The sequence below is a fragment of the Candidatus Koribacter versatilis Ellin345 genome (genome assembly GCF_000014005.1).
GTDB classification, from domain to species: Bacteria; Acidobacteriota; Terriglobia; order Terriglobales; family Acidobacteriaceae; genus Korobacter; species Korobacter versatilis_A.
Genome location: NC_008009.1, coordinates 1,289,099 through 1,313,394, shown reverse-complemented (window position 1 = coordinate 1,313,394; position 24,296 = coordinate 1,289,099). Strand labels below are relative to the sequence as shown.

25 protein-coding genes are annotated in these 24,296 nt (G+C 58.2%); 12 read left to right on the top strand and 13 right to left on the bottom strand.

Annotated elements, in window-relative coordinates:
- Positions 1-61 precede the first annotated feature (61 nt).
- A complete protein-coding gene (locus ACID345_RS05370; RefSeq protein ID WP_011521852.1) occupies positions 62-616 on the top strand; it encodes a BON domain-containing protein in 555 nt (184 codons plus the stop codon).
- 44 nt (positions 617-660) lie between these two features.
- Here the strand turns inward: ACID345_RS05370 and ACID345_RS05365 are convergent, their stop codons facing one another.
- Together ACID345_RS05365 and ACID345_RS05360 are read right to left on the bottom strand one after the other, a co-directional pair.
- Entirely contained in the window at positions 661-1,518 is an 858-nt protein-coding gene (locus ACID345_RS05365) for an NAD(+)/NADH kinase (RefSeq protein WP_011521851.1), read from the bottom strand.
- 3 nt (positions 1,519-1,521) lie between these two features.
- The gene (locus tag ACID345_RS05360) at positions 1,522-2,280 is read right to left on the bottom strand and encodes a TlyA family RNA methyltransferase (protein WP_011521850.1); all 759 of its coding nucleotides are present in this window, start codon (positions 2,278-2,280) and stop codon (positions 1,522-1,524) included.
- A gap of 247 nt (positions 2,281-2,527) precedes the next feature.
- Here ACID345_RS05360 and ACID345_RS05355 point away from each other — a divergent pair, with 247 nt between their 5' ends.
- The gene (locus ACID345_RS05355; RefSeq protein ID WP_011521849.1) at positions 2,528-3,418 is read left to right on the top strand and encodes an MBL fold metallo-hydrolase; all 891 of its coding nucleotides are present in this window, start codon (positions 2,528-2,530) and stop codon (positions 3,416-3,418) included.
- A 3-nt stretch (positions 3,419-3,421) separates the two neighbouring features.
- Here the strand turns inward: ACID345_RS05355 and ACID345_RS05350 are convergent, their stop codons facing one another.
- From ACID345_RS05350 to ACID345_RS05340, 3 genes are read right to left on the bottom strand one after another with little or no spacing between them, the layout of a single operon-like run.
- Entirely contained in the window at positions 3,422-4,768 is a 1,347-nt protein-coding gene (locus ACID345_RS05350; RefSeq protein ID WP_011521848.1) for a glycerate kinase type-2 family protein, read from the bottom strand.
- A 38-nt stretch (positions 4,769-4,806) separates the two neighbouring features.
- A complete protein-coding gene (locus tag ACID345_RS05345; RefSeq protein WP_041855466.1) occupies positions 4,807-5,484 on the bottom strand; it encodes an alpha/beta hydrolase in 678 nt (225 codons plus the stop codon).
- Between the two features lie 25 nt (positions 5,485-5,509).
- Positions 5,510-5,749 (bottom strand): hypothetical protein, encoded by a 240-nt coding sequence (locus ACID345_RS05340; RefSeq protein WP_011521846.1) that lies wholly within the window; start codon positions 5,747-5,749, stop codon positions 5,510-5,512.
- Between the two features lie 46 nt (positions 5,750-5,795).
- Between ACID345_RS05340 and ACID345_RS05335 the strand changes: the two genes are divergently transcribed.
- Positions 5,796-6,809 (top strand): M20/M25/M40 family metallo-hydrolase, encoded by a 1,014-nt coding sequence (locus tag ACID345_RS05335; RefSeq protein WP_011521845.1) that lies wholly within the window; start codon positions 5,796-5,798, stop codon positions 6,807-6,809.
- Between the two features lie 59 nt (positions 6,810-6,868).
- Here the strand turns inward: ACID345_RS05335 and ACID345_RS05330 are convergent, their stop codons facing one another.
- Entirely contained in the window at positions 6,869-7,123 is a 255-nt protein-coding gene (locus ACID345_RS05330) for a 4Fe-4S dicluster domain-containing protein (protein ID WP_011521844.1), read from the bottom strand.
- Between the two features lie 315 nt (positions 7,124-7,438).
- Here ACID345_RS05330 and ACID345_RS26210 point away from each other — a divergent pair, with 315 nt between their 5' ends.
- Positions 7,439-9,406, top strand: coding sequence for a glycosyltransferase (locus ACID345_RS26210; protein WP_187148946.1), 1,968 nt, complete (start codon positions 7,439-7,441; stop codon positions 9,404-9,406).
- Between the two features lie 154 nt (positions 9,407-9,560).
- Positions 9,561-10,337 carry a DUF4097 family beta strand repeat-containing protein gene (locus tag ACID345_RS05320; RefSeq protein ID WP_011521842.1) on the top strand — a complete coding sequence of 259 codons (777 nt, stop codon included), beginning with the start codon at positions 9,561-9,563 and terminating at the stop codon, positions 10,335-10,337.
- Positions 10,338-10,497: 160 nt separating this feature from the next.
- Here ACID345_RS05320 and ACID345_RS05315 read toward each other — a convergent pair whose 3' ends face one another.
- Positions 10,498-12,048 (bottom strand): hypothetical protein, encoded by a 1,551-nt coding sequence (locus ACID345_RS05315; RefSeq protein WP_011521841.1) that lies wholly within the window; start codon positions 12,046-12,048, stop codon positions 10,498-10,500.
- 265 nt (positions 12,049-12,313) lie between these two features.
- Between ACID345_RS05315 and ppk1 the strand changes: the two genes are divergently transcribed.
- Entirely contained in the window at positions 12,314-14,455 is a 2,142-nt protein-coding gene (ppk1, locus tag ACID345_RS05310; protein ID WP_011521840.1) for a polyphosphate kinase 1, read from the top strand.
- Positions 14,456-14,461: 6 nt separating this feature from the next.
- Positions 14,462-14,992 carry a phosphohistidine phosphatase SixA gene (gene sixA, locus ACID345_RS05305; protein ID WP_011521839.1) on the top strand — a complete coding sequence of 177 codons (531 nt, stop codon included), beginning with the start codon at positions 14,462-14,464 and terminating at the stop codon, positions 14,990-14,992.
- Here the strand turns inward: sixA and ppx are convergent.
- Complete coding sequence (gene ppx, locus ACID345_RS05300; RefSeq protein WP_011521838.1) at positions 14,944-16,461, bottom strand: exopolyphosphatase; 1,518 nt, start codon at positions 16,459-16,461, stop codon at positions 14,944-14,946. The genes sixA and ppx overlap by 49 nt on opposite strands.
- A gap of 129 nt (positions 16,462-16,590) precedes the next feature.
- Between ppx and ACID345_RS26825 the strand changes: the two genes are divergently transcribed.
- Both ACID345_RS26825 and ACID345_RS05295 read left to right on the top strand, forming a co-directional pair.
- Complete coding sequence (locus ACID345_RS26825; protein WP_187148945.1) at positions 16,591-16,746, top strand: hypothetical protein; 156 nt, start codon at positions 16,591-16,593, stop codon at positions 16,744-16,746.
- A 188-nt stretch (positions 16,747-16,934) separates the two neighbouring features.
- A complete protein-coding gene (locus ACID345_RS05295; protein ID WP_011521837.1) occupies positions 16,935-17,723 on the top strand; it encodes a hypothetical protein in 789 nt (262 codons plus the stop codon).
- Between the two features lie 66 nt (positions 17,724-17,789).
- Here the strand turns inward: ACID345_RS05295 and ACID345_RS05290 are convergent, their stop codons facing one another.
- The 5 genes from ACID345_RS05290 to ACID345_RS05270 all read right to left on the bottom strand — a co-directional run bounded on the left by ACID345_RS05290 (position 17,790) and on the right by ACID345_RS05270 (position 21,699).
- Positions 17,790-19,178, bottom strand: coding sequence for a DUF4097 family beta strand repeat-containing protein (locus ACID345_RS05290; protein WP_011521836.1), 1,389 nt, complete (start codon positions 19,176-19,178; stop codon positions 17,790-17,792).
- Positions 19,171-19,434 carry a LiaI-LiaF-like domain-containing protein gene (locus ACID345_RS05285; RefSeq protein ID WP_041855464.1) on the bottom strand — a complete coding sequence of 88 codons (264 nt, stop codon included), beginning with the start codon at positions 19,432-19,434 and terminating at the stop codon, positions 19,171-19,173. The genes ACID345_RS05290 and ACID345_RS05285 overlap by 8 nt, the downstream gene beginning before the upstream one ends.
- Positions 19,435-19,497: 63 nt before the next feature.
- Complete coding sequence (locus ACID345_RS25145) at positions 19,498-20,247, bottom strand: LiaI-LiaF-like domain-containing protein (protein ID WP_011521834.1); 750 nt, start codon at positions 20,245-20,247, stop codon at positions 19,498-19,500.
- Between the two features lie 44 nt (positions 20,248-20,291).
- Positions 20,292-20,999, bottom strand: a complete 708-nt coding sequence (locus ACID345_RS05275) for an anti-sigma factor family protein (RefSeq protein WP_011521833.1) — start codon at positions 20,997-20,999, stop codon at positions 20,292-20,294.
- Between the two features lie 34 nt (positions 21,000-21,033).
- Positions 21,034-21,699: an RNA polymerase sigma factor gene (locus ACID345_RS05270; protein WP_083763676.1), complete on the bottom strand. Its 666-nt coding sequence runs from the start codon at positions 21,697-21,699 to the stop codon at positions 21,034-21,036.
- A 136-nt stretch (positions 21,700-21,835) separates the two neighbouring features.
- Here ACID345_RS05270 and ACID345_RS05265 point away from each other — a divergent pair, with 136 nt between their 5' ends.
- From ACID345_RS05265 to ACID345_RS05255, 3 genes are all read left to right on the top strand, one after another.
- Positions 21,836-22,375 carry a hypothetical protein gene (locus tag ACID345_RS05265; protein WP_011521831.1) on the top strand — a complete coding sequence of 180 codons (540 nt, stop codon included), beginning with the start codon at positions 21,836-21,838 and terminating at the stop codon, positions 22,373-22,375.
- Positions 22,376-22,482: 107 nt separating this feature from the next.
- Complete coding sequence (gene wecB, locus ACID345_RS05260; protein WP_011521830.1) at positions 22,483-23,625, top strand: non-hydrolyzing UDP-N-acetylglucosamine 2-epimerase; 1,143 nt, start codon at positions 22,483-22,485, stop codon at positions 23,623-23,625.
- Positions 23,626-23,711: 86 nt separating this feature from the next.
- A complete protein-coding gene (locus ACID345_RS05255) occupies positions 23,712-24,089 on the top strand; it encodes a hypothetical protein (protein WP_011521829.1) in 378 nt (125 codons plus the stop codon).
- The last annotated feature ends 207 nt before the right edge of the window (positions 24,090-24,296 follow it).

Sequence of the window (24,296 nt, the reverse complement as noted above, 5' to 3'; positions counted from 1 at the left end):
GCCGGGGGGCCTCAAACAGAAGCGAGCTTTTTCGCATCGTAGGTTCTGGAGGGATGAATCAATGTCAATTCGGAAAACAGTTGCGGCTGTTCTGCTTTCGTTTTGCTTGGCGGCGCTGTCGACGGCGCAGCAAGCAACATCACCGAGTCAAACCTCACCGCAAACCGAAGATCGCATCAAGCGCGAGGTGCGCCACGAGATCCTGATGCTTCCCTGGTACGGTGTGTTCGATGTCATCGGCTACCAAGTAAATGGCGCTAACGTGACTCTCACCGGCGCCGTCGTGAAACCAGTTACGAAGTCTGACGCCGAGAATTCGGTGAAGCGCATCGAGGGTGTGGAATCGGTCACCAACCAGATTGAAGTGCTGCCGCCGTCTTCAATGGACGATCAGCTTCGCATCCGGCTCTTCAAGGCGATCTACGGTTTTCCATCACTGCAGAAGTACGACCTCGGTACCATTAAGCCGATTCGCATCATCGTGAAAAGCGGTCACGTGAGCCTCGAAGGCGTGGTAGACAACCAAGGCGACAAAGACACCGCCGGAATTCGCGCAAACAGCGTGTCGGGAATCTTCGAGGTGAAGAACAACCTGCAGGTGGTGCCACAGAAATAGCGAGACGAATATTCACGAGAAAGAGCGGTGGGGCACCGCTCTTTTCATTCGCGTTCGCCCCACTTCAGCTTTTCGCGAAGCACCTTGAAGAACGACTGCCGCATTTGCAGCAGCTTCACGGCATGGTCGGCCTTGCGACAAACAATCTCATCGCCCTCTTTCAAAGGCTGACCAACCTGCCCATCGATGGTGAGGAAGGCCGCTTCCCCATTGCTGCGTACGACGATGGAGATGGTCGCCGTTTCCGGCACGACCACCGGTCGATGAGTAAGCGAATGCGGGCAGACCGGAGTAATTTGGAACGCCCCAACCGCGGGCATCAGCACGGGACCGCCGGCTGCGAGCGAATACGCAGTAGATCCGGTTGGCGTCGCGACGATCACGCCATCTGCCTTGTAGTTGAATACGAACCGGCCATCAATCGAGACATCGAATCCGACCAGTCGCGCGATAGCGCTTTTGTTCACCACAACATCGTTCAGAGAGGTATACGAGTGCAGCACCTGGCCGTCGCGGATGAGGTCGCACGCCAGCATGGTTCGCTCGTCGAGCGGACAATTGCAGGCGATCACGCGCTCGAGCGTGCTGTACATATCTTGCAGGGGAACTTCGGTGAGAAAGCCCAACGACCCAAGATTCACAGCGAGAATCGGAATTCCCGCAGGGGCAACGGCGCGGGCCGCCGAAAGCAGTGTGCCGTCACCGCCGAGCACAATCGCAAACTCCGGATGCATCGCAGCGATCTTCGCCCGCTCAACGCCGTGGATGCCGCTCACGTAAATGGCGCTCTGCTGGTCGAAGATGACTTCGTAGCCATGCTGTCCGAGCCACTCCTGCAGCGGCGGAATGATCTCCGAGAGTTCCGGCTTCGATGGTTTCGATAGGACAGCGACCGTCTTCATCGTTTATAGCTCAGCGTACAGTAGGAACTCGCGGTTGCCTTCCGCTCCCAGGATCGGGGATTCGATGGTGTCCAAACCGCGGCCCCGCAGTTCCGCAACGCACTCTTTCACTTTCTCGAGCGCGAGTTGCTGGGCAGCTGCATCGCGAACGATTCCGCCTTTGCCAATCTTTTCCCGGCCCACTTCGAACTGCGGTTTTACCAGCACCACCAGCTGCTTTCGCTCACTGGGCGCGTCGCGCAACACCGCTATTACCGCCGGAAGCACGAGTGTAGCAGAGATAAACGACACGTCCATGGCAGCGATATCCGGCAGCACTCTTCCGGGAGCAACTTCCTCAACCTGCTCTCGTGTGAGATAGCGAGCGTTGGTCAGCTCGAGGAGATGCACGCGTTCGTCGGCGCGCAACTTGGCATCAATCTGGCCAAATCCGGTATCCACGGCAATCACGTGAGCGGCTCCGTGTTGCAGGAAGCAGTCGGTAAAGCCACCGGTTGAAGCGCCAATATCCATGCAAGTGCGTCCGCGAACCTCAATGTTCCAATGCTGCAGCGCGCGCTCAAGTTTCAGTCCGCCGCGGCCAACGTAACGAAGATCATCGCCAAGTAGCCGGATGGCGGAATCATCCTCGACATTTGCACCCGCTTTCTCGACCTTCTGCTCGTTGACGAGCACTCGACCTGCAAGGATCATGGCTTGGGCGCGTTCGCGCGACGGAACAAGCGCTCGTTCTACCAGAAGCTTGTCAAGGCGGACTTTCACGTCAGCAGCCTAACACTGCACCGAAAATTCCAAAGAAGTTCGCGTGCCAAACTCGCACCCCCGATGGTGCAACATGGTCGAAGGGGCATGAATGTTGCACGTTCGTGAATTTGGGGCGATATTTCCACAATCTTTTGCACAACAGTGTTGAAAACTAAACCGAAAGCGGCATTGCGTTGGGCCACCGCGTCGGAGTTGCATCCCAGACGCATCGCGACTACCCTTCTCTGCGTCTAATAAGTGGTTCATGTTGAAGATTACTATCCGCAAGAAAGCCAAACAGTTTGGCAAACTCGTGCGGCACTCCGTTGTCACCCCACGGACCGGCGTCGCCCACCAGCCGATTCATGCCAAGGCGCACGAACTCGGCATCACTTTCATTGGCCATTCCAGTTTCCTGATCCAGCTCGGCGGGAAAAACATACTGATCGACCCGAACTACGCACCCTGGATCTTCGTCCTGAAACGTTTACGCCGCGCCGGTGTTCGCATCTCGGACTTGCCGCCGATCGACCTGATCCTCGTTTCGCACGCGCACTTCGACCATCTACACCGTCCGTCTTTGCGGGCCATTGCCCGTTCGAACTACCGCCGGTTCGGAAAGCGTCCGACGATTGTCGTGCCGCACCATGTTGAAGACCTGGTCTCCGATCTCGGCATGGAGCGCGTCGTCGAACTCGAGTGGTGGCAGTCGGTGAAGTTTGGCAGCGTCGAGATCACGCATACGCCGTCCCGACATTGGGGCGCGCGCATCATTCGCGATATGCATCGCGGTTACGGCGGTTTCGTGCTCAAGTCCGGCCAGCACGCGCTCTATCACTCAGGAGACACCGCTTACTTCGACGGCTTCCATGAGATCGGCACGCGACTGCATCCGAAGATCGCCCTGCTGCCAATTGGTGCCTACCATCCTGAGTCCTTCCGCAACGTCCATGCCAGCCCGGAAGACGCAGTGCAGGCTTTTATCGATCTCAAGGCCCACTGCATGATCCCCATGCACTATGGCACCTTTCGGCTTTCCCACGAGCCCATGGAAGAACCGCTCGACCGCCTTCTCTCCGACGCAGAATCGCGCGGCATCCTGAATAAAATGCTGGTGCTGGAAGAAGGCAAAACGAAGATTTTCGCGAAAGAATAAGCGCTAGTACGCCAGCAGGATTCGCAGGTCGCGAATATTGTTTCCGGTCGGTCCGGTAACGATCGCGTCTCCGAGGGCGTCGAACAGCGGGTAGGCATTGAACGTCTGCAATGCGGTTTGCGCATCGAGGCCAACTGCGGATGCGCGCGCAAGAGTAGTTCCATCGACAATGGCGCCCGCCGCTGGACTATTGCCATCGATGCCGTCAGTCCCAGCGCTCAAGACGGTAATGTCCTCGTCCGCGATCTTCGTGGCGCAATAGAGCGCAAACTGCTGGTTCCGGCCGCCGACACCCGCTTCCCCAGTGACTTTCACCGTCACTTCGCCACCGGAAATCAGGCAGACGCGCGAGACACCTTTGCGCAGTGTCCGCAACTTCTTCAGCAGATGGTCCGCCGCCTCCGCGTAGTCCCAGTCGTCGCAGGTGTTGTCCACCTCAATGGCGAACCCATTCATCGCCGCCTTGGCTACTGCGTGCTTGCGAGCAATTTCGTTCGACAGGATCGTCCAGAAGCGCGAGCGGTCGAACGAACCGTCACCGTGCTTCGGAGTTTCTTCCAACTCAACCCGTTCGAACAGATCACGTACCGACGCCGGAAACTGCTTCAGAATCTTGTGTTTCTTGACGATGTCGTAGCACTCCTCGACCGTCGTCGTATCTGGCATCGTCGGCCCCGACGCCAGTGAGTCCACCGTTCCGTCTGGCACATCGCTGACGAGGATCGAGACCTGTTGGGCGGGCGAGGCCATCAGCGCCAATCGTCCGCCCTTGGTGGCTGAAAGATGCTTGCGGACGGCATTAATTTCGCGAATCGGCGCACCGCTATGCACCAGCACCTTATAGGTCGCGATGAGATCTTCCAGCGTGATGCTGTCGTCCACAGGTTTCTCGACGATCGCCGATGCCCCGCCGCTGACCAGAAAGATCACGAGTGAACGCGATGCATGGGTAGAAAGGGATTTCAGGATCGCTTCCGCTGCGCGCACGGAGTCGCTGTTCGGCATCGGATGGCCGCCGCGGTAATAGCGGAACCCGAAGACTTGCGTCACCGGATCCGTCGAGCACGCGACAATGCCGGTCACTCCCGCACCCAGGTGGGTCATGAGCGCTTCGACCATGGTGTGCGCTGCCTTCCCCATCGCGACCACGAAGATGCGCGAGAACGATCCGAGATCGAACAGGTCTTCGCCCACGCGCAAAATGCCACGATCGAGACTCACGTGACGATCGAAAGCTTTGCGGATGCTGGATTCGGTCAGCGCATGCTGGAAAATCTCACGCGCGACGCCACGAAAATGCGCCGAAATCCCCGAAATGAGCGGCCCTGAGGCGTCCTGCGCATTCCCCATAGGAGACACATTATAGCCAGATTCGAAGCTGCTCTTGATTACTGACGCTGAGGTTGTAGGAGCGTATCGCGCACCCAGAACTCAATCGCCGACTTCATGCTTTCCAGTTGTCCGGCAAAGAAATGATCGGCGCCATGGATGAGCACGAACCTTTTCGGCTCTGCCGCGGCTGCGGTCACTTCGTACAGCCTTTCCGCAGGCCCAAACTGATCGCGGTCTCCGCTAACAAACAATTTTGGCTTCGCGCACTCATTGAGGAACTCATAGGTGTACGAACGTCCTTCTGCTGCCACCGGTGTTCCCAGCGAGATCAACGCTTTCACATCCGGATCAGGACAGGCAGCCCGCAAACCAACCGCAGCGCCAAAAGAAAACCCCGCAAAGATCAGGGGCAACGAAAATTCGTGCTTCAGCCACTCGAGGGCCGTCTGGACATCCTGGCGCTCACCTGCGCCGTAATCGTGTTCGCCCTCGCTCAGTTCGGTCCCTCGAAAGTTGAAACGCAGCACTGGGAATCCGAAACCGCGCAGCGCCTTCATGGCGTTGTACACCACCTTGTTGTGCATGGTGCCGCCGTACAACGGGTGCGGATGGCACACTACCGCCGCGAATTGCGCATCCGGCTTGCCTGCGTTCAGCAGCGCTTCCAGACGCCCTGCCGGCCCTTCGAGAAAGAACGAACGGATTTGCGCATTTGGGGTGGAATGGGTCGTCATCTCCACCTCAGTTTACCCCGTCGGCTCACAGGCTTTGCGGTGTGCGGCGCACCTTGCGATGAAAGAGTTTTGAGTGGATCGGATCGGGATTGCAGCGGGCGTAAACCGCCGCGACCACCAGCGCCGCATAAAAGACCACCGAGAGCCACCAATGCCCATACGCATTCGCCATCGGCAGCCCAATCACGCCATAAACAAGTCCGGCGATCAGCAACGCCAAGAGAACTGGCCAGTTATTTTTCACCCGGAGTAGGATGCGTCCCATCTCCCGATGGCTTTATCTCCGAGCATATCGCTTGTATTCTCGGGACATGTCTTTTGACGTCGTCGCCCTCACCCGAAAACTAATTGACGTGGAATCAATTACCGGGAACGAAGCACCGGTGGGTGAGCTCCTGGTTCGCGAACTATCGGCACTCGGCTACCAAGTCTCGCGAATGCCGGTCGAAGAAGAACGTTTTAACGTCTGGGCAACCTCTCCCGGTCACCAACGTCCTAAGGTCGTCTTTTCGACGCACATGGACGTGGTTCCTCCATGGATTCCCTCGTCCGAGGACGAGAAGAACATCTACGGCCGCGGAGCTTGCGATGCCAAGGGCATCATCGCCGCGCAAATCGACGCCGCTGAGAAGTTGCGCACCAAAGGCATTCACGCCGGACTACTGTTCGTCGTCGGCGAAGAACGCGACAGCACCGGCGCCTACGTCGCCAATTCACACGCGCCGGGTTCGAAGTTCCTCATCAACGGCGAGCCCACCGACAATCGCATCGGTGTCGCCTCTAAAGGCGCGCTGCGTGTGAACGTAATTGCGGAAGGAAAAATGGCGCACTCGGCCTATCCGGAGCTTGGAGAATCCGCGATCGAAAAGTTGCTGAATGCGCTTGAACGCCTACGCAAAATGCCGCTTCCAGAAAACCCTGAGGTCGGTCCATGCACGGTAAACATCGGCGTGATCGAAGGCGGCCGCGCACCAAATGTCATTCCCGACCAAGCCAGCGCCCAGCTGCTCTTTCGCCTGGTCGGCCCGTCTGAACAACTGCGTAAAGACATCGAAACCGCTATCGCCCCCGATGCCCACTGCGAATACGCGCTTGAGATTCCTTTTGTGAAACTGCGCACAGTTCCCGACATTCCGACCATGACGGCAAAGTTCACCACTGACATCCCGCGCTTGAGCAACTGGGGCGAGCCCGTTCTGCTCGGCCCCGGCTCGATCCATGTCGCACATACTCCACGCGAGTTCCTGAGCAAGCAGGAACTGTTTGAGGCCGTGGAGCTCTATGTGAAAGTCGCCGAATTTTTCAACGCGCAACCTGGCGCGTAACAAAAGTGATGCCCGCGGACGCGCCGCGGGCTCATTAGGAACGTTAGGATGAGGCCGATTTACTTTCCGTAATAGGCGGCGTTTTTCGCCACAAACTCGGCCTTATCCGCCGGAACTTCTTCCGCCAGGTAAATCGAATTGGTCGGGCAGGTCGAAATGCAGGCGCCGCAGTCCATGCACTCTTCGGGGTTGATATAAAGCTGCGAAGCGGCCTCCCACTCGGTTTCTTCCTTTAGTGGGTGGATAGCATTGCTCGGACAGGAATCGATGCAGAGCATGTCCTTTTCGCAGGTGTCGACGATCACGTGTGCCATTGTGCTTCTCTCCTCGCGCCCTTCGATCAAGACCGGCTTGCCTCTGGCGCTTTAATCTTTCGGGTTCGGTTTCAACCCCACATTCAAATTACGGCGATATGTCTCAATGGTCGGTGATTCCCGTCACACACCAGACGTGACGCAACGCACAGAAGTCGTTACTACCCATAAGTGCCCTGCAAGTTGCTGGAAACGTGAGGAATTCGAGACAATAGACACTGCCTGATGACCTCAGCCGACACGACCCTCAGAGCCGGAGCCGCGAGAAAGGCCTACTCTGCGCCCTCCGAGCGCTGGACTCACTCCCCATTTTGGATGGTGCTAATCGGCTTTGTCGCTCGTGTGCTCTACATCTGGCTAGCGCACACCTACAAGTTCCGCGCCAACGACGAAAATTTTTCGTTCGGCTGGGAGATCGGCCGCATCGCCCAATCCATCGCGACCGGCCACGGATTCTCCTCACCGTTTTACGGCGATACCGGGCCCACCGCCTGGGCCGCGCCGGTGTATCCGTACATCGTTGCCGGCGCTTTCAAGATTTTCGGTCTCTACACGCGCTCCGCGTCCTTCGCGCTGCTGACCTTCAACAGCTTTTTCTCCGCCCTCACCGCGTGGACGGTCTACCGCATCGCCCAGCGGATGTTCAACGAGACCGTTGCCGTGTGGTCAGGTTGGCTCTGGGTCTTCCTGCCGAACCTCGCCTACTGGGGCGTACGCATGGTGTGGGAGACAAGTCTTTCGACCTTCCTGCTCACCGCGCTCATTCTGCTCACGCTCAAGATGGAAGGCGACGATCGCTTCGGCCGCTGGATTTTCTGGGGCGCACTCTGGGGATTCGTCGCACTCACAAACACATCCATCTGCTCGTTCACTCCATTTGCCGGATTATGGCTCGTCTACAAATTGCATCAGCAACGGAAGTCGTGGTTCCTGCCGGCGCTTGCCAGCGCGATCGTCTTCTTCGCCGTGCTCTCGCCCTGGCTGATACGCAACGATCGCGTCTTCCACAAACCGTTCCTACTGCGCGGAAACTTCGGTGTCGAGTTACATTGCGGCAACAACGACATGGCTGAAGGCCTCTGGGTCGCCCTCGCGCATCCCACGCAAGGCATCCCGGTCTATCAGCGTTACAAAGCCATGGGTGAAGTCGCCTACGTTGCGCAGACCCAGAAAGACACGGTCGCCTGGATCAAAGCGCACAAAGAAAGATTCGCGGTGCTGACCTTCCGCCGCTTCGTCTATTTCTGGAGCGGACCCCCGCGTATCTCAAAAGTTTTTTACGAAGAAGAATTGAAAAATGCGGGCTATCTCGCGACGGCATGCCTCGGATGGTGGGGCTGTTTTCTCGCGCTCAAGAAGCGCATTCACGCCGCCGGGCTCTTCGCCTGTCTTCTGATTTTCTACCCGGCGGTTTACTATATTACTTTCCCGAATCCGCGCTACCGGCATCCGCTTGATCCGGTCACTCTGATCCTGGGGGTCTTCTTGGTTTCACAAACTCGGCCGGATACCGAGGACACAACTGTGCCCGAATCGCTGGCTACAACCGAGCCTCAATCGCCGGTGTTCCACACGCTGTCCATCATCATCCCTGTCTACAACGAGCGCCGCACTGTGATGCAGCTGCTCAACGCAGTCGCACGCCAGCCCATCGGCGAACTGCACAAAGAGATGGTGATCGTGGATGATTTCTCCACCGACGGCACCCGTGAGTTCCTCCAGGAGATGGATCTTCCCTCACTTTTCGGCAAGCAAGGCATCACGGTCAAGGTGGTTCTGCATGAAATGAACAAGGGAAAGGGCGCCGGCGTTCGCACCGCCCTCGAACATTGCACCGGCGAACTCGTTCTCATGCAGGATGCCGACCTCGAATACGATCCGGCCGACTACCCGGCCCTGCTCAAGCCCTTGCTGGACGGTCATGCCGACGCCGTCTTCGGCAACCGCTTCCACTACGGATCGCATCGCGTTCCGCGTTTCTACCGCTTCGTTCTGAATCGTGTCTTCTCCATCACCTGCAACATGCTCACTGGCCTCGCGCTCAACGACGTCACCGCCTGCTACAAGGTCCTGACTCGCGATCTGTTCAATCGCCTTAACCTGAAGAGCGATCGTTTCAGCTTCGAAACCGAACTCACGGTGAAACTCGCGAAGCTCAAAGCGCGCATCTACGAGGTCCCCATCGTCTATCACGGCCGTACTTATGCCGAGGGTAAGAAGATCAATTGGACCGATGGCGTGGCAGCGTTTTACCACCTGATTCGCTTCCAGCTCAAAGACTAGCGCTGCGTTTCGCGTCATATCCGAGCACTGTCCACCCGCGAACAGTGCTGTTCGTCCCTCGACACGAAAACAAGGAACAATCGCGCTAACTTATTCGTATTCAAAGGTGTCTCACGGGAAGCACACGTGCTTCGCATGACTCCGGAGGGTACTCATGTTTCAATGGCGCCGTAAGACAGCCCTCGCTGCTGCCTCGCTGCTCGTCGTGCTCGCATCTGCCCTGTCCGCCGCGGCGGCGCAGTTTCGCGATGAATTTCACAAGACCTATCCCGCTTCACCCAACATCAACGTTTCCTTGAGCAATATCAACGGCTCCGTTGAGATCACGGCCTGGGACCGCAACGAGGTCCAGCTCGACGCTGTAAAGACCGCGAACACGCAAGAGAAGCTCAACGAAGCTGAGATTCGCGTGGATGCCTCCAACGACCGCATTCATATCGAGACGCATTATCCCGAACATCGCACCAACAACAATCCAGCAAACGTCGAGTATCAACTCCACGTCCCGCGCAGCGCGCGCCTCGACAAGATTGATCTCGTCAACGGCAAGCTCGACATTGATGGTGTGAAGGGCGAAGTGCACGGCGCGTCCGTAAATGGCGCCATCTCAGCCCGCGGACTCACCGGTGACGTGGAACTTTCAACCGTAAACGGCAGCGTCTCGAGCGAACTCGTAGACCTGAACTCCGCACGCCGCGTAAAGCTCTCGAGCGTGAACGGTCACGTCGAACTCGCGATGCCGAAAGATGCCAATGCGCACCTCAGTGCCAGCACCGTGAGTGGCAGCATCTCGAGTGACTTTCAATTACCTATTCACAAAGGTTGGGTAGGATCGGATCTCGATACGACGCTCGGCTCGGGTACGACCCGCGTTGAGCTCAGCAATGTAAACGGAAGTATCAAAATCCACGGCGGGAACGCCGGCATCTAAGAAGGGATTTTCAAGTTCGGAGCGGGAGCTGGAACTCCACCTGCCCTGGCGGTCCAGCTTCCCACCGATCCACCCCGGCGCTTAAGACGCCGGGGTGCTGATTTTAGAAGCCCAAAAAGATTTGTCAAACTCCCTTTTGTGCCAGCCACAAGCGCCCGGTTTACTTTACTTCTACGCGAGCCTCAATCGAGCCGACACGTCCATTCAGATTGTCGCGAACCACAACGCGCAACGTGTAATCCCCGGGCGGCAGATCAATTTTCTGCGAGAGTTTGGACCCCATCTCGCCGATCTGTTTCACCGCTTCGGTCGGCACTTTCGTCGCTACCGCTGCCGCCATCGTCCCGGCCTTCTCGCTTTTCTTGCCATACGCAACGGCTGCGATGTCCAGGTTGATCTCGCCGGTTTTCTCATCCACAAAGCCCGCATTCGGAGGCAGGAATACGACGAAGTTCACCGTCTTCTTGGCCCCGCTCGCCCCCTGGTCGCCTAGCGTCAATCGGAACGGCATTCCCCCGAAACCAAAGCGTGAATTCAGTGCTGTGCTGATCGCGTTCTTGCGAAGATCGTCGGCGCTGCGGTCCGGCGGTACGAACATCCCGGTGGGCGCAAAGACTTTTCCCTTCGGCGAAGTCACATTCAACTTCTGCCAATTGTCGTTCGAACCTTCGATTGGAAATGCGACCCGGATCGAATTCGCATTGTCGCTCACGATCGAGTTGAAAAAGGAGGAAGGATCGTTGCTCCCGTAGAAAGCCTTGCCGCCCGTCATTTCGGCAACCTGGGTCATCGTGGACGTATAAACGCGCCCCGCCGGTGGAGAAAAATTGCTGCGAGCTTCAACCGGGTAAACCGCGGTACCGGAATCCCAAAGGTTGTTGAGCGTCGCTCTCCACATCGGTTGTAGTTTTCGGATCTGGTCGTCGGTTGCCGTGCGCTTTGTGCTCGTCACCGAAGCGCCGTTCACAGCCACGCCGCTATTCAGTTCGAGGTGGGTCGTGAGGCTGTGATCGCGTTCTTCGATCTCGAACGGCACACCTGCCGTGACCCATACAATCGCCTTGCGTCCCGGAAGGTCGCGCAGTGCTGCTCCCACTTCCTGCATCATCAGGACCGGCGCATCCAGCGTCGTCAAGAGTACGGTGTTGTCGCTCGCCTGGGTTGAATATGTGCCTTTAGCGAACTCTGCCAGCAGCTTCGCTTCAATTGCAACTCGTTGCTCGGCACCGGGAACACTCGGAGCGGATCCACCATTGGCCTTCGCCAGGGCCGCCGCCAGCACCGCCGATCCCATGCGATAGTCATGGATCGCGAAAACGCCGTCGCGATACATCATCACCAGCCCCACCGCCTGCTTCTTCGCCGCAGCATCGGCCATGAATTTCAGCACATGCTTCCGCATGTCGCGTTCTTCGATCTCTCTCGTATCCATCGCATCGAAGACGAAAATAATCGGGCTCTGGACCGCCTCCGGCAGCTCTGTAGTGTATTGATCCAGTTGCAGATCCGGAACTATCAGGCTCTTCGGTACCGGAGCCGCTACAAGGGCGGCGCCTTTCCCCCCGAGGGTCACGGAAATGTCCGAAGCGGCCACGCCTGAACCACCCTGGACGCCAACCGTAAGCGTTGCGTCATGCCCCTTCTGGGCTGCTGACGCGAAAAGAGATAAAGAGAGAATTGCGAGCAGAAACAGGGGCTTCTGAAAACGCAAGATGGGCCTCCGAGGGGATACCAAACGTACTGGCAAATTAGTGGAGGTCAGTTTAGTACATCGAGAGACTCACGAGAAAGTACGAACGTCCTAGTGCTTTCTGATTCGGGAGCTTACCATCCTTAGGTCGTCGTAAGCTGTAACTCCTAACAGGTGAAATTCCGCATAGTGAATGGCAATATCCGGGCATTCCAGAACTCAATTCGCCCCAACTTGTCCCCTGTTCACGAAAACGTAATAATGAACCCGTAGAATCCCGCCACCTGTGAGCACATCCCTGGCAAGATCGACGAACTACCTGAACCGCGAACTCTCGTGGCTCCAGTTCAATTCTCGCGTTCTCGAAGAAGCTGAAGACGCGAACAATCCCCTGCTGGAGCGGGTAAAGTTTCTCGCCATTACCGCCAGCAACCTCGACGAGTTCTTTGAGATTCGCGTTGCCAGCTTGCTGCAGCGGATTGAAGACGGCTATGCCGATTCCGCCCCCGATGGCCTCACGCCCGCGATGGAGCGCGACCGCCTCGCCGGCGTACTTCAGGAATTCGGCGCCGGCCAATATCGGTGCTGGAACCAGGCGCTGCGCCCGCAACTCGCGGAGCATGGCGTCCGGGTGCTCTCCTTAGAGGAACTCGATGGCCCGGCCCGCGAATTCGTAGAGCACTATTGCCTTCAGGAACTCGATCCCCTACTTACACCCGTGACCGTCGATCCCGCGCATCCGTTCCCGCGCGTCATCAACAAAGCGCTCTGCCAGGCGCTCCTGTTACGCCGCCGTCGTCGCGCCGCCGAGTCCTACATGGGCGTCGTTACCGTGCCGCGCGCGCTACCGCGCCTGATCAAACTTCCCAGTCAGGGTGCAACTGACGACTACATCTCCCTCGCCGATCTCGTTGCCCTTCACACTGCCAGGCTCTACCGCGGGTACGACATCGTTGCCCAGGGTGCGTTCCGCATCACGCGCAACAGCAACCTCTACGTGCAGGAAGAAGATACCCGCAATCTCCTTGAATCCGTCCGCACCGAACTGCACAATCGCCGGCGCGGTGACGCCGTCCGCCTCGAAATCGAAGCCGACGCCGGCGAAGAGATCACTCAGCGCCTTCGCGAGATATTTGAACTCGATGAATGGCAGATCTTCAAGGCCCACGGCCCGGTGAATCTCTCGCGTCTCTCGCACCTCTACAGCGAGACCGACCGGCCCGATCTAAAGTTCAAGCCGTTCGTTGCCCGCGAATGGGCATTGCCCAAAGGCTCCAACGACGTCTTCGAGGCCATCCGCCAGCGCGACGTCCTACTGCATCACCCGTTCGATTCCTATACACCGGTTGTTTCCTTCATCGAAGCCGCAGCGGAAGACCCGCGCGTGCTCTCGATCAAGCAGACACTCTACCGAACCAACGAGAAGTCGCCGATCATCGACGCCCTCGTCGAAGCTGCCCAGAGTAAAGAAGTCACCACCGTCATCGAGGTGAAGGCCCGCTTCGATGAAGCCTCCAACATCCGCTGGGCCCGCACCCTTGAAGACGCCGGTGTCCAGGTCTTCCACGGTCTCGTTGGCCTCAAGACACATTGCAAGCTCGCGCTCATCGCTCGCAAAGATCCCGACGGCGTCATTCGCCGCTATGCGCACCTCGGTACCGGCAACTACAACTCGATCACAGCGCAGTTCTACACCGACGTCAGCTTGATGACAGCGAGCGAAGAAATCACTGCCGCCGTGCACCGTGTCTTCAATTTCCTCACGGCGTACTCCGAGCAATCCAGTTACGAACCGCTGCTCGTCGCTCCGCTTGAAATGGCCGAGCGTATTGCCGGTCTCATTCGCCGCGAAGCCGATTACGCCCGCGAGAAAAAGCCCGCCCGCATCATCGCCAAGATGAATTCGCTCCTCGATAAAGACGTCATCCAGGAGCTCTACGAAGCGTCGCGTGCCGGCGTACAAATTGATTTGATCGTGCGTGGCATCTGCACGTTGCGCCCTGGCGTCCGCGGACTGAGCGACAACATTCGCGTCCGCAGCATCGTAGGCCGCTTCCTCGAACACAGCCGCATCTTCTACTTCGAGAATGGTGGCAACAACGAAATCTATCTCGGCAGCGCCGACTGGATGCCGCGCAACCTCTACGAGCGCGTCGAAACACTTTTCCCGTTACGCGACGCGTTGCTCAAAGATAGGGTGCGCCAGGAGATTCTTGCGCCATACTTGGCGGATACTTCGAAGGCTCGCGTGCTCCACGCCGACGGCAGCTATGCTTTCCACCATCCGCGCGGAAAGAATGTTCAACCCTTCAGCGCGCAAGACTTCCTGATCGCGGTCGCAGAAGGGAAAAAGAGCATTGACGCAATTCCGACGGTGCCCGAGCATAAACCGGTTCGGCGAACTCGCAGCCGCGCCCGCGCCAGGTAAACGAGAATGATCATCTACTTCATGCGTCATGCGAACGCCGGCGAAAAGCGCGCCGATCCCATCAAAGACGAAAAGCGCCCACTCGATAAAGACGGCGTTCTCCAGTGCCGTTACGTCGGCGCACTGCTCTCCGCCCTCGATGTCCAGGTGGACCAGGTCATCACCAGCCCGTTGAAGCGCGCCACCCAGACCGCATCGCTCGTGGGCAACGAAATTGGCTTCGACGCCCGCCTCCAGATCAGCGACTCCCTCCGGCCTTCCGCAACCTTCGAGGACTTCCGCGCGCTCCTCAATGCCTGCGCAAAACACGAAGCCATCATGGTTGTCGGCCACAATCCCAATCTGACCGAGTTCGTCAGCCAGGTCGTCACCAACGGCGGCTCACGCAAATCGATTGAATTGAAAAAAGGCAGCGTCGCTCGTGTGGACTTCAGCCCCAAGCGTTCCGTCTTGAACTGGATGATTACACCGAAGCTCGCGCGCGCTCTCTACGGTTCCGCGCACAGCAAATCCCTGCCAAAAACTTCGCGGAAGTAAGCGCGCTCTTTGCGCAGCGCCCAGATCTCCAGTTCCGCGCCCGTGGACCGCTCATCCACTGCCAGCAGCACGCGATCCGCTTCCACTCGCGCCTTGATTCCCTTCACTGCCCCACGACGTCCCTGTTCCAGCGCGCGGGCCATTCTCAACAGCAGCACCGCCCGCGGAATCAAAGGCCGGTCTTGTGGCGACAGCACCCGGAGTTGCCGGCTCTGCAGTGTCGGCTTCGAACCGCCCACGAACCGCGCGATCGCCGCGATGACCCTGCGCTGCTGCACCGTGTAACCGAAAATTTCCGAATTCGAGATCACGTAGTAAGTATGCCGATGTCGTCCTGAGCGATTGATGAACGATCCCACCTCGGCCAGCATGGACGCTGCCGCCACCCACTGCTCGTACTGCGAGGGCAATCCATGCACCGGTTTCAACGCCTGGAACAACCGCACCGCATGATCGCGCACGCGTTCGGCATGCCGATGATCAACTCCAAAATGCGTGCCAAGGTCATACACCGACTTCTCTCGCTCTGCCACCAACCGCGTCCGGAGATCGGCGCGCTGGTCGTGCTCCGCCGCCATCTGCGCCAGCATCCCATCGCGCAATCCCAGGGGCAGATATCGAAAGCTTCCCAGCTTCAAGTGCGTCAGCAACTCCGAGAAGACAACCGCGCCGGCAATGATGATCTCCGCTCGTCGAGTGCCAACTCCCTGGACCGTCCGGCGCTGCGCCAGCGTCATGCGACTCAACTCGTGCGTCAACTCCAGCAGTCCAGCCCGCGGAACGGTGGTCGTATGCTTGCGTTCGCGCGCTGCCCACATGTCGGAGAGCGCCGCGGGCGTGCCCGATGTTGCTACCGTCATTTTTACCTTCGCCTGCAACATTTGCTTCGCGACGCGCCCGATCTCCTCTGCGATGAACGCCCGCAGTTCCTTTAGCTCTTTCTTCTTCGGCGGATCGTGCTCGAGAAACTGCTTTGTGAGCCGCACCGCACCCAGGGGCAAGCTGACGATTTTCTCGATCTGCTCCTTCACCGAGATGGTCAATTCGCAACTGCCGCCGCCAAGGTCAATCAGCAGCATCGGCGAGCTCTTAATCCGACTTCCGGCCATCACGCCAAGGTGAATCAGGCGGCCTTCTTCCAGCCCCGAGATCACCTCACACTGCCAGCCAGTCGATGCCCGCACCCACTGCAGGAACGCGTTGCCGTTGCGCGCATCGCGTAGCGCGCTCGTTGCCACCACTCGGACGCGATCTGCCCCGTGCTGCTGCACCGCGCGATGAAAGCGCCGCAGCACCTTTACGGTCTGTTCCATCGCGCGCGGATCCAGCAATCCGGCGCGGAACACAGACTCGCCCAGGCGCGTCACTTCCCGATCTTCAAAAAGGGTTTCCAGTCGCCGACGGTTGAGAGCAGCTATCTTGAGCCGGACGGAGTTCGATCCAATATCGACAGCGGCGAAGGTTGGCATACGTTCAAAGGCCCTGGGCCGATAAAGATAGTTATCCTACTCCCTTCGTATCGCTCGCTTGTGAAAATCAGGTTTCTGCGAATCTCCTGCCCGAAGCCGAGCATCCCAACTGCTGCAAGGAGGTGTTTCATGTCAAACCAACACAACCCTCAGCCCGATAAAAACCGCGAAGGCTACGATCCGGAATTCGAAATTCCAGACCCGGAACAAGTCGAAGAAGACCGTAAGGAAGCCGAACGCATCTACGGCGACGACGAAAAGAAGAAGAAAAATCCCGCAGCATAATCCCCAGGGTGCCCCGTCCTTATCCGCAAAGCGGACAGGGCGGGCACGTTGGTTTTGCCTCCGCCCTTTCCCCTTCCCTAAGTGGTTCAATTTCAGCAGGAAACCTCGCCTCGCTCCGTTCCCTTCGAAGTAACTCCCTTCAAGTAACTTGTACTCTCGATTACGTAGTGATAAAAACACCATCCGCTATGTCTGCGCCATCGAGCCGTTCTTCCCAAGTGCTGCAGGATTCCAGGGCCCGCATCAAGAATGCGGCCATTGCCCTCGCAGTCATCCTCGCCGTCGTTGCAGGTTTATCCATTTGGAAACCCGCACCGATGACAGCCATCGCCGGCGGAGTTTCACTTCTCGCCGTATGCGCCCTCGCGTACATCACCTGGTTACACGTTCTATCCAATGAACAATTGGCGCGCACAAACCAAGCCATCCTGAAGACGCTCTCCGATGACAGCTACGCCTTCGGACTGCGCCAGGATGGGCCCAACGCGGTGCTTTGGATCGCGAACCTCGGCCACGCTCACATCATGCTGCACTCGCTCTACCTGCAATCCGGCGAAGCGCAGTCGCACGCCACTTACAACGAGATCGTGCAGGCCGGCCACGTCGAGGAAATGAACGTCACCAAGCAGATCCAGGAATTGACCAAAGGCGCCGCCGACTTCGACGTCTGGTTCGAGTTCATTTCAGCCTCCGGCACCGCGATCAGTTCCGTGCAGACTTACAACATCCTCGTCGCCAACGGAATTGTTTGCCGCGTCCGCTCTGGCACCTATCAGCCACGCACCGTGGAATGTCCGACCTGCCACCAGGTGTACGCGATGAGTGTTACCGGCCTCGCCAAGTCCGAGGACATCGAAGCGCGCATGATCGAGGTCAAAGCCGACCTCACCTCTTCTTGCCCGGCGCACCATTCGCAATACCTGCTGAAGGGCGAATCCGTCCCGGCCAGCATGGTCTCCCGCACCGCCGCCAGCTAGATTTTGCACACCAAATAAAAAGGCCGGGCAAATGCCCGGCCCTACCTATTGGGGAGAGAGAACTTCCTAACTGCTCTTTCTTACATTCACATCGGCACCATCGGTCGTCAGCGTGAGCTTGGAACCGCCGCCTCCAACCGTGCCATTCACCGTGCCTTCGTTGTCGTTGTTCGAGACCTTGAGTTCCCCGAAGTCACTCGACGCATCCCCGTGCTGCGTGCGCGCGTCCACGCTGAACGCCGCCTTCGACGGCACCGTCACCGTAACATCGCCGTGGTGATTGCGCACATCGTAGTTCCCGAGCTTCACGGCGTGGACTTCCACGTCTCCGTTCGAGTTCTCGATCCGCACATCGCCGCTCACATCATCCAGGTGGATCGTCTTCGACCGCGTAATCAGCCGCACCGGCCCGGTGATGTCCTTCGCCCGCAGATCGTCAGAGCTCATGTCGAAGTCACCCGCCAGGCCTGCGAACTCCAGGTCCGTACGGTACGACTTGAACGTCAGCGTCTTGCCGATCTTCGATACCCGCACTTCCTCGAAGTTGTCACCGTTCAGCGTTGCATTTCCCGAGATGTCTTCCGCCGTCATCTCGGTCACGCGTCCCTGCACGGAGATGTTGCCCTTGATCCGCGTCGCGCGCACGGTGATCTTCTCGCCGCTCACGTTGACGTCGCCGGTAATGTCCTCGAAGTTCGCGCCACCTTGCTGATGTGAAGCCGTGATCAGCCCTTCACGCTGCACAATATTGACGTCCCCATGCCGCGTGCTGAGCGTGACGTCCGCCTTCTTCGGCAGGAAGATGTCCATGTCGGCCGCAATGTCGTGCTTACCGCCGGCTTGCGTGTTCGCGTTGACCACCACCGCGCCGCCGTTGATCTCGATCGTCGGCTTCGCGTTGTTGTTTGACGCATCCGCATCGCTCTGGCTGTTGGCCCACACCTTCTTGTGGACCATCACCCGGATCTTGCCGTCGTCGGATGAGTTCACGTTGATGTTGCCGTGATCGCAAACGATCTTCAAAGTGCCGTTCGCGGGAAACGCCTGCTCCAACCGGTCTTCATAGGTGTAACTGTTCTGCCCCATGTGGTTGAAGTCTTCATCGTTGATGTCGAACGTTTGCCCGAGCTCGTGCCAGTTCACGCCCTCGGCTTTCGAAATCGCGATACCGCTCACCACCACGAAGAACAACAGGACGATCGTTCCGAACGTGACGCCCGCAGGAATCGCGTTGTCCTTCTTCGCCTGGAAGTGTTCGACCAGCTTGATCGCACCAATCAGGATGATGATCAGCGGCCAGTACCGGGCGTAGAAGTGCCGCAGCGAAATCATGCCGAAGTTCTGCAGCAGGGCCAGCACGCCGATGAGGATCAGTACTACCGCGCCGGCGTAAGACTTCTGCCGCCGCGGACGCATGGGAGGCGCTGGAGGAGGAGCAGTTACCGTGCTAGCCATTTTGCACCTCCGAGTTGCCTTGGTCGGGAGCCGGAGTCATAGCCGCGGGATTCGCGACCACGGCCGCCTGCTGCAATACCACGTATTCTTGTGCCGGATCGACATGTCCTTCCATCGAACCATTGCGCTTTGCGAGAATCACGCCGCCGATAACGATCAAAACCATCGGCCAGGTGTGATCGAAGTTCACCCGCCATCCGCCAAACTCCGATAGCAGGAACAGAACTCCCATTGTCACCAGGATCGCGGGAGCCATAAGGGCATGCGCTTTGCAACGAGCGCAGGAACATCTGCGGTTGTAGCGATACATGATGCCCTCCTATCTCGCTGCCGCATCCCTGCGGCGAATGAAGATCCACACACCGATGACAATCAACAGGATTGGCCACGTCTTGCCGAACCAGTCGAAATGGAACCAGTCGAACGTATTGAGCAGGAAGATCACGCCCAGGCCGATCAGGATGATGGCACCCATCGGTGCCCCGACCTTCTCCGGCTCCTCTTCCACCGCCACCATTTGCGGCCCTACTCCCGTGACCGGATCACCGGTCGTCTGCACGAATGCAGCAGGAGGGTTCGCATACGCCGGCTTGTTCTTGGCGCCGAGCATGTCGTTGAGTCCGAACGGATCCGGTAACGGCAATCCGAAGCGCCGGGCCTCGGCCGTCTTGTAAGCGTCAATGATCTGGTAAATGTAGAAGCCGCCGATCAGCAGACCGAACATACCGCTCACGTGGTCGGTCAACTGGATCAGTGCCGCGAAGATCAGCACGAAGACCAATCCCTTCGCGTATTGCTCGTTGTACATCTGGCCCACACCGGGGATCAGCGAGAGCAGTGCAGCCAAACCGGGGCTGCCTCCCTGGCGGACTATGACCGGCGTGGCGATCGGGGGTACTGTGGCGTAAGGCGGCGCATTCGGCGGCACGGTATCGTGCAGCCGGCTAGCGAGGCACTCCTCGCAATAGACAACGCCGCGTACATCGCGCGCGCAGGTGGAACAGAGCGCCTTGCCGCAAGTTCGGCAAAACGCCGAGGCGGTAACTTCTGGATGTTTGGCGCAGTTCATGGTGTTTCTCCTCTCCCCGAATTCCCCAGTCACTACCACTTCAACTAGCCGTGCAGACTCACACGGCACCGGTCTATTTGGGCCAGAATCTCGTTCTGGCCTTGCCGGCTGTAATTCTGTTCCCGCTTGTCCTTGTCCTGGCTCCGGTTCTCGTTGACATCGGGTTTGGACGGTTGCTTCTGGTCAGCGGGCGTCGTCGCGGCCTTTTTCAACTGCCGTCCGAAAGCTTCCATCTGATAAACCAGCCGGATGTTTTCGTAGTAGCGCGTTGCGCGGGCCTGCGTCTCGTAATACGTCTTGCGAATGCCTTTCGGCGTTAAGTCCATATGGCGCAGATCACCAGGTTTCACGCCCGCTACGCTCATCAACATCGAGATGGAGAAGAACGCCATCCCGAACGACATCGCGAAACGGGGCGTCATCACCGGCGCAAACTTCGGCAGGAACGCTTCCTTCATGCGCTCCAGCCAGCTCTTGCGCGGTGCGACATCCGTGACTCCCATGACCTGGGCGACCGTAGTAGCTGCGATCACGTTGTGCACGAGGTTGAGGGGAGGCTCCACCTCATCCAACGTGTGCAGCCAGTCAAATCCGGACTTGGTCTCCTGGAATAGCAGGCTGCACGCTGAGCACTCCGCCTTGTGGCGGTCAAACCGTGCCCGTCGCTCGCCTTCCAAAAGCCCGTCGAGAGCGTCCGTCAGCAGCGCATCGAAGTCCGTGCACTGCATCTCGAATTTTCCGTTGCCGTTCATGGCAGCTCTCTATTCCTTCCGGCCGATTGGCAATTTACTCGCCAACCTGCCTATTACTACGTTGCAATAGCCTTGCAAGTTCCGTCCGCCCGCGATTAATTCGCGATTTCACGGTGCCTTCCGGAATCTTCAAAATCTGCGAGATTTCCTTGTAATCCATGTCCTGCAAATCCCTCAGGATGACGGCTTCCCGAAGCTCTGGCGACAGCTTTTGTAAAGCCTTGTGTACCAGTTCCTTGGTCTCCCGGGACTCCAGCCGCTCGTCCGGGGTCTGCCCCTTGTCCGCGATCTGCGAACCCAGCGCCAGGCCGTCCTCTTCGTCGCCCATCGGGGCGTCGAGCGAGTCGGTCATGCGGTCGTATTTGCCTTTACGGAAATGGTCTACCAGCAGGTTCCGGGTCACCGTCGTTACCCACGTAACGAATGACGCCTTGCCGGAGTCGAAGCTCCCCAGCGTCCGGTAAATCTTGATAAATACTTCCTGGGTAAGGTCTTGCGCGTCATCAGGAGAGCCGGAAAACCGGTAGCAGAGGTTGTAAATCCTCCGGTTCGTCTGCCGGACGATATCCTCCCAGGCAGCCGTATCTCCGGCCACACAGCGCCGCACTGATAAAGCTAGTGCCTGGTTTTCGTCCAACCGCCGCTCCGTGAAGTTCCTGCCGACTTCTACAAGGGCGATGCCACTTGCCCCAAATCCCATGCTCAGGTCTACGTAGTCATGGGACGAAAAGTTCAATCACTCGATAGACTTGCGGGCATTGTAGCAACTTGGGATGGGCCACGGAAAAAGAACTGGCCTCTCCCGCAGGATGTTAGGATAGGCTTCCAATTTCGGAATGAACGATTTCCCAATCCTGAACCAAACGCCTTCGGCCGAAGACCTCTACCTCGTCGGCTTTCGCCTCGATCCCGACTCCGAGGGCCCGCAGTTCTACACCCTCTTCGCCTTCGGCGGCGACAACGAGCGCCCTATCACTACCGTCGGTGACCGCGTCGTCTTCTTCACCCGCCCGGAACTCTCGCAGCGGGCCCTCGAAATCGGCGATCCCAGCATGCAAGCCCTCGGCGAAGTCCCCGAAGACCTCGACATGCTCTGTGACATCGCCCAGACCATGTACCTCATCAACGCCGAATCCGAAGATTCCGACAAAATCATCGTGGACTGCCTCGAAGTCGTTGACGACCTCGTGCGAGCTACCCGTCTCAGCATGCCCCCGCTCTATCAGGAAGCCCTCAGCGATCTCATGGCGCACCTCCAGCGTACCCACATGTACGGCGAATTCCTGCGCGATGAAGGCAGCCGCGAGCGTCTCGAAGACGCTCTCCTCTGGTGTGTCGGCGCCATCACCATGAAGTCCACCATGCTCTCTGAATAGGCCGAAGTTCTGCGAATCTTTGCCCGAAATGGGAAAACGCAGCGAGCCCTTGTGGGATACCCGCCGCCTCTGCACTCAGATACGTTCGATCTGAGGCCCCTTGCATCATGCACTTCCTGCACGTAGTGGGTGCGCGTCCCAACTTTATGAAAGCAGCTCCGCTGATTCGCGCCCTCGAACAGCGCGGCTCCCGTCAAACTCTCGTTCACTCCGGTCAGCACTACGACCGCAACATGTCGACGGTCTTCTTCGATCAGCTAGGCATTCGCAAGCCCGACGTCAATCTGCAGGTCGGGAGCGGCAGCCACGCGCAACAAACCGCCGCCATCATGAGCCGCGTCGAGCCCGTGCTTCTCAACCAACGTCCTGACGCTGTCATCGTTTACGGCGACATCAATTCCACGGTCGCGGTCGCCCTCGTCTGCGCGAAACTTGGCATCAAGCTCATCCACGTCGAAGCCGGCTTACGCTCTTTCGACCGCTCCATGCCCGAGGAAATCAATCGCCTCGTCACCGATCAACTCGCCGACGTCCTTTTCACGCCCTCACTCGATGGCGATGAGAACCTGCATCGCGAAGGCATTCCCGACAACAAAGTCCACTTCGTCGGTAACATCATGATCGACACCCTGGTGCGCCTTCTTCCCCTCGCAGAACTTCGCTTCGCCGACCTCGCCGCAAAATTCAATCTCATAAAGTTCGGCCTCGTCACGCTTCATCGTCCATCTAACGTGGACGACATCTCCCATCTCGCACCGTTGCTCTTCGCCCTCGATCGCATCGCAGAAGATCTCCCGCTGCTCTTCCCCGTTCATCCTCGAACCTTGCAACACATGCAGGAGTTCAGCATCAACCTTCATCATCTCCAGATACTCGAGCCACTCCCGTACATTGACTTTCTCTCCCTCCAGCAACGCGCCGCACTGGTCATCACCGACTCCGGCGGCATCCAGGAAGAAACCACGTATCTCGGCATTCCCTGCCTGACAGTTCGCGAAAACACCGAGCGACCCGTGACCGTCACGCTCGGCACCAACCTTCTTGTCGGTTCTGATTTCCATCGCATGGAATCCGAAGCGCGCAAAGTCATCGCCGGTAACAAAAAGTGTGGGTCCATTCCGCCACTTTGGGACGGCCACACCTCGGACCGAATCGCCTCCATTCTCATCAACTGTGGAAGTTTCCCCGGCGACCCGAACGATGTAAAAAACTCCCACTCGTTACTTGTGGACGCGTCCGTAAGTGCTTGATTTCCTATGTACCACCGGGTGGCAAAGCACGTGCTCTTAGGCTCTCCAGTTGCTAATGCGTAAAACTCTCGTCCCGGAGATGACGCATGACCCGATTTGTTACTTACGACGCTGAAGTGGCCGCTCGCCTCGCGCAGGCGGTCGGAGTGCACCGCGTAGAACTCCGCGATGTACACCCGCATTCGAGCAAGATTAACCCGGCCCTCATCGACGCCATTCGTCATTCGCATCGCTGCGGCATCATGATGCCCTCCAGCGATGAACAAGTCCTCATGATCAGCGTCACCGACGACGCTGAAACCGAACCGGTGCGCACTTCCAAAAAACGCAAGAAGCACACCCAGGATCACGAAATTAAAGAAGTCGGCACACAACCCTCCGGCTTCCTCGGCCTCCAGGATGAACCCGTGTTCTCCGAAGAACCCGAAGATCCACCGCGCAGCCTCTGGAAACAAGACGAATAAGAAACTGTGGGTGCCCCACCCTTCCAGAAGGGAGGGTGGATACGCAAGAACCAATCTCTCCGCATGCAGCAAATAAAGCGCGGCCCGAAAGCCGCGCTCCTTTTTTTCCTAGGTTTTATTGCGTAGCGTGAGCCTGCAAAGCGCTCACTTCACCACTACGCTCTCTTGTCATCCAGAGGAGCGCAGCGACGAAGGATCTGCTGTTTC

What these genes read in the sequence shown, in the direction of transcription:
- ACID345_RS05370 (WP_011521852.1), top strand. Translation starts at nt 62, where the DNA reads ATGTCAATTCGGAAAACAGTTGCGGCTGTTCTGCTTTCGTTTTGCTTG.
- ACID345_RS05365 (WP_011521851.1), bottom strand. Translation starts at nt 1,518, where the DNA reads ATGAAGACGGTCGCTGTCCTATCGAAACCATCGAAGCCGGAACTCTCG.
- ACID345_RS05355 (WP_011521849.1), top strand. Translation starts at nt 2,528, where the DNA reads ATGTTGAAGATTACTATCCGCAAGAAAGCCAAACAGTTTGGCAAACTC.
- ACID345_RS05350 (WP_011521848.1), bottom strand. Translation starts at nt 4,768, where the DNA reads ATGGGGAATGCGCAGGACGCCTCAGGGCCGCTCATTTCGGGGATTTCG.
- ACID345_RS05345 (WP_041855466.1), bottom strand. Translation starts at nt 5,484, where the DNA reads ATGACGACCCATTCCACCCCAAATGCGCAAATCCGTTCGTTCTTTCTC.
- ACID345_RS05340 (WP_011521846.1), bottom strand. Translation starts at nt 5,749, where the DNA reads ATGGGACGCATCCTACTCCGGGTGAAAAATAACTGGCCAGTTCTCTTG.
- ACID345_RS05335 (WP_011521845.1), top strand. Translation starts at nt 5,796, where the DNA reads ATGTCTTTTGACGTCGTCGCCCTCACCCGAAAACTAATTGACGTGGAA.
- ACID345_RS05330 (WP_011521844.1), bottom strand. Translation starts at nt 7,123, where the DNA reads ATGGCACACGTGATCGTCGACACCTGCGAAAAGGACATGCTCTGCATC.
- ACID345_RS26210 (WP_187148946.1), top strand. Translation starts at nt 7,439, where the DNA reads ATGGTGCTAATCGGCTTTGTCGCTCGTGTGCTCTACATCTGGCTAGCG.
- ACID345_RS05320 (WP_011521842.1), top strand. Translation starts at nt 9,561, where the DNA reads ATGTTTCAATGGCGCCGTAAGACAGCCCTCGCTGCTGCCTCGCTGCTC.
- sixA (WP_011521839.1), top strand. Translation starts at nt 14,462, where the DNA reads ATGATCATCTACTTCATGCGTCATGCGAACGCCGGCGAAAAGCGCGCC.
- ppx (WP_011521838.1), bottom strand. Translation starts at nt 16,461, where the DNA reads ATGCCAACCTTCGCCGCTGTCGATATTGGATCGAACTCCGTCCGGCTC.
- ACID345_RS26825 (WP_187148945.1), top strand. Translation starts at nt 16,591, where the DNA reads ATGTCAAACCAACACAACCCTCAGCCCGATAAAAACCGCGAAGGCTAC.
- ACID345_RS05295 (WP_011521837.1), top strand. Translation starts at nt 16,935, where the DNA reads ATGTCTGCGCCATCGAGCCGTTCTTCCCAAGTGCTGCAGGATTCCAGG.
- ACID345_RS05290 (WP_011521836.1), bottom strand. Translation starts at nt 19,178, where the DNA reads ATGGCTAGCACGGTAACTGCTCCTCCTCCAGCGCCTCCCATGCGTCCG.
- ACID345_RS05285 (WP_041855464.1), bottom strand. Translation starts at nt 19,434, where the DNA reads ATGGCTCCCGCGATCCTGGTGACAATGGGAGTTCTGTTCCTGCTATCG.
- ACID345_RS25145 (WP_011521834.1), bottom strand. Translation starts at nt 20,247, where the DNA reads ATGAACTGCGCCAAACATCCAGAAGTTACCGCCTCGGCGTTTTGCCGA.
- ACID345_RS05275 (WP_011521833.1), bottom strand. Translation starts at nt 20,999, where the DNA reads ATGAACGGCAACGGAAAATTCGAGATGCAGTGCACGGACTTCGATGCG.
- ACID345_RS05270 (WP_083763676.1), bottom strand. Translation starts at nt 21,699, where the DNA reads ATGGGATTTGGGGCAAGTGGCATCGCCCTTGTAGAAGTCGGCAGGAAC.
- ACID345_RS05265 (WP_011521831.1), top strand. Translation starts at nt 21,836, where the DNA reads ATGAACGATTTCCCAATCCTGAACCAAACGCCTTCGGCCGAAGACCTC.
- wecB (WP_011521830.1), top strand. Translation starts at nt 22,483, where the DNA reads ATGCACTTCCTGCACGTAGTGGGTGCGCGTCCCAACTTTATGAAAGCA.
- ACID345_RS05255 (WP_011521829.1), top strand. Translation starts at nt 23,712, where the DNA reads ATGACCCGATTTGTTACTTACGACGCTGAAGTGGCCGCTCGCCTCGCG.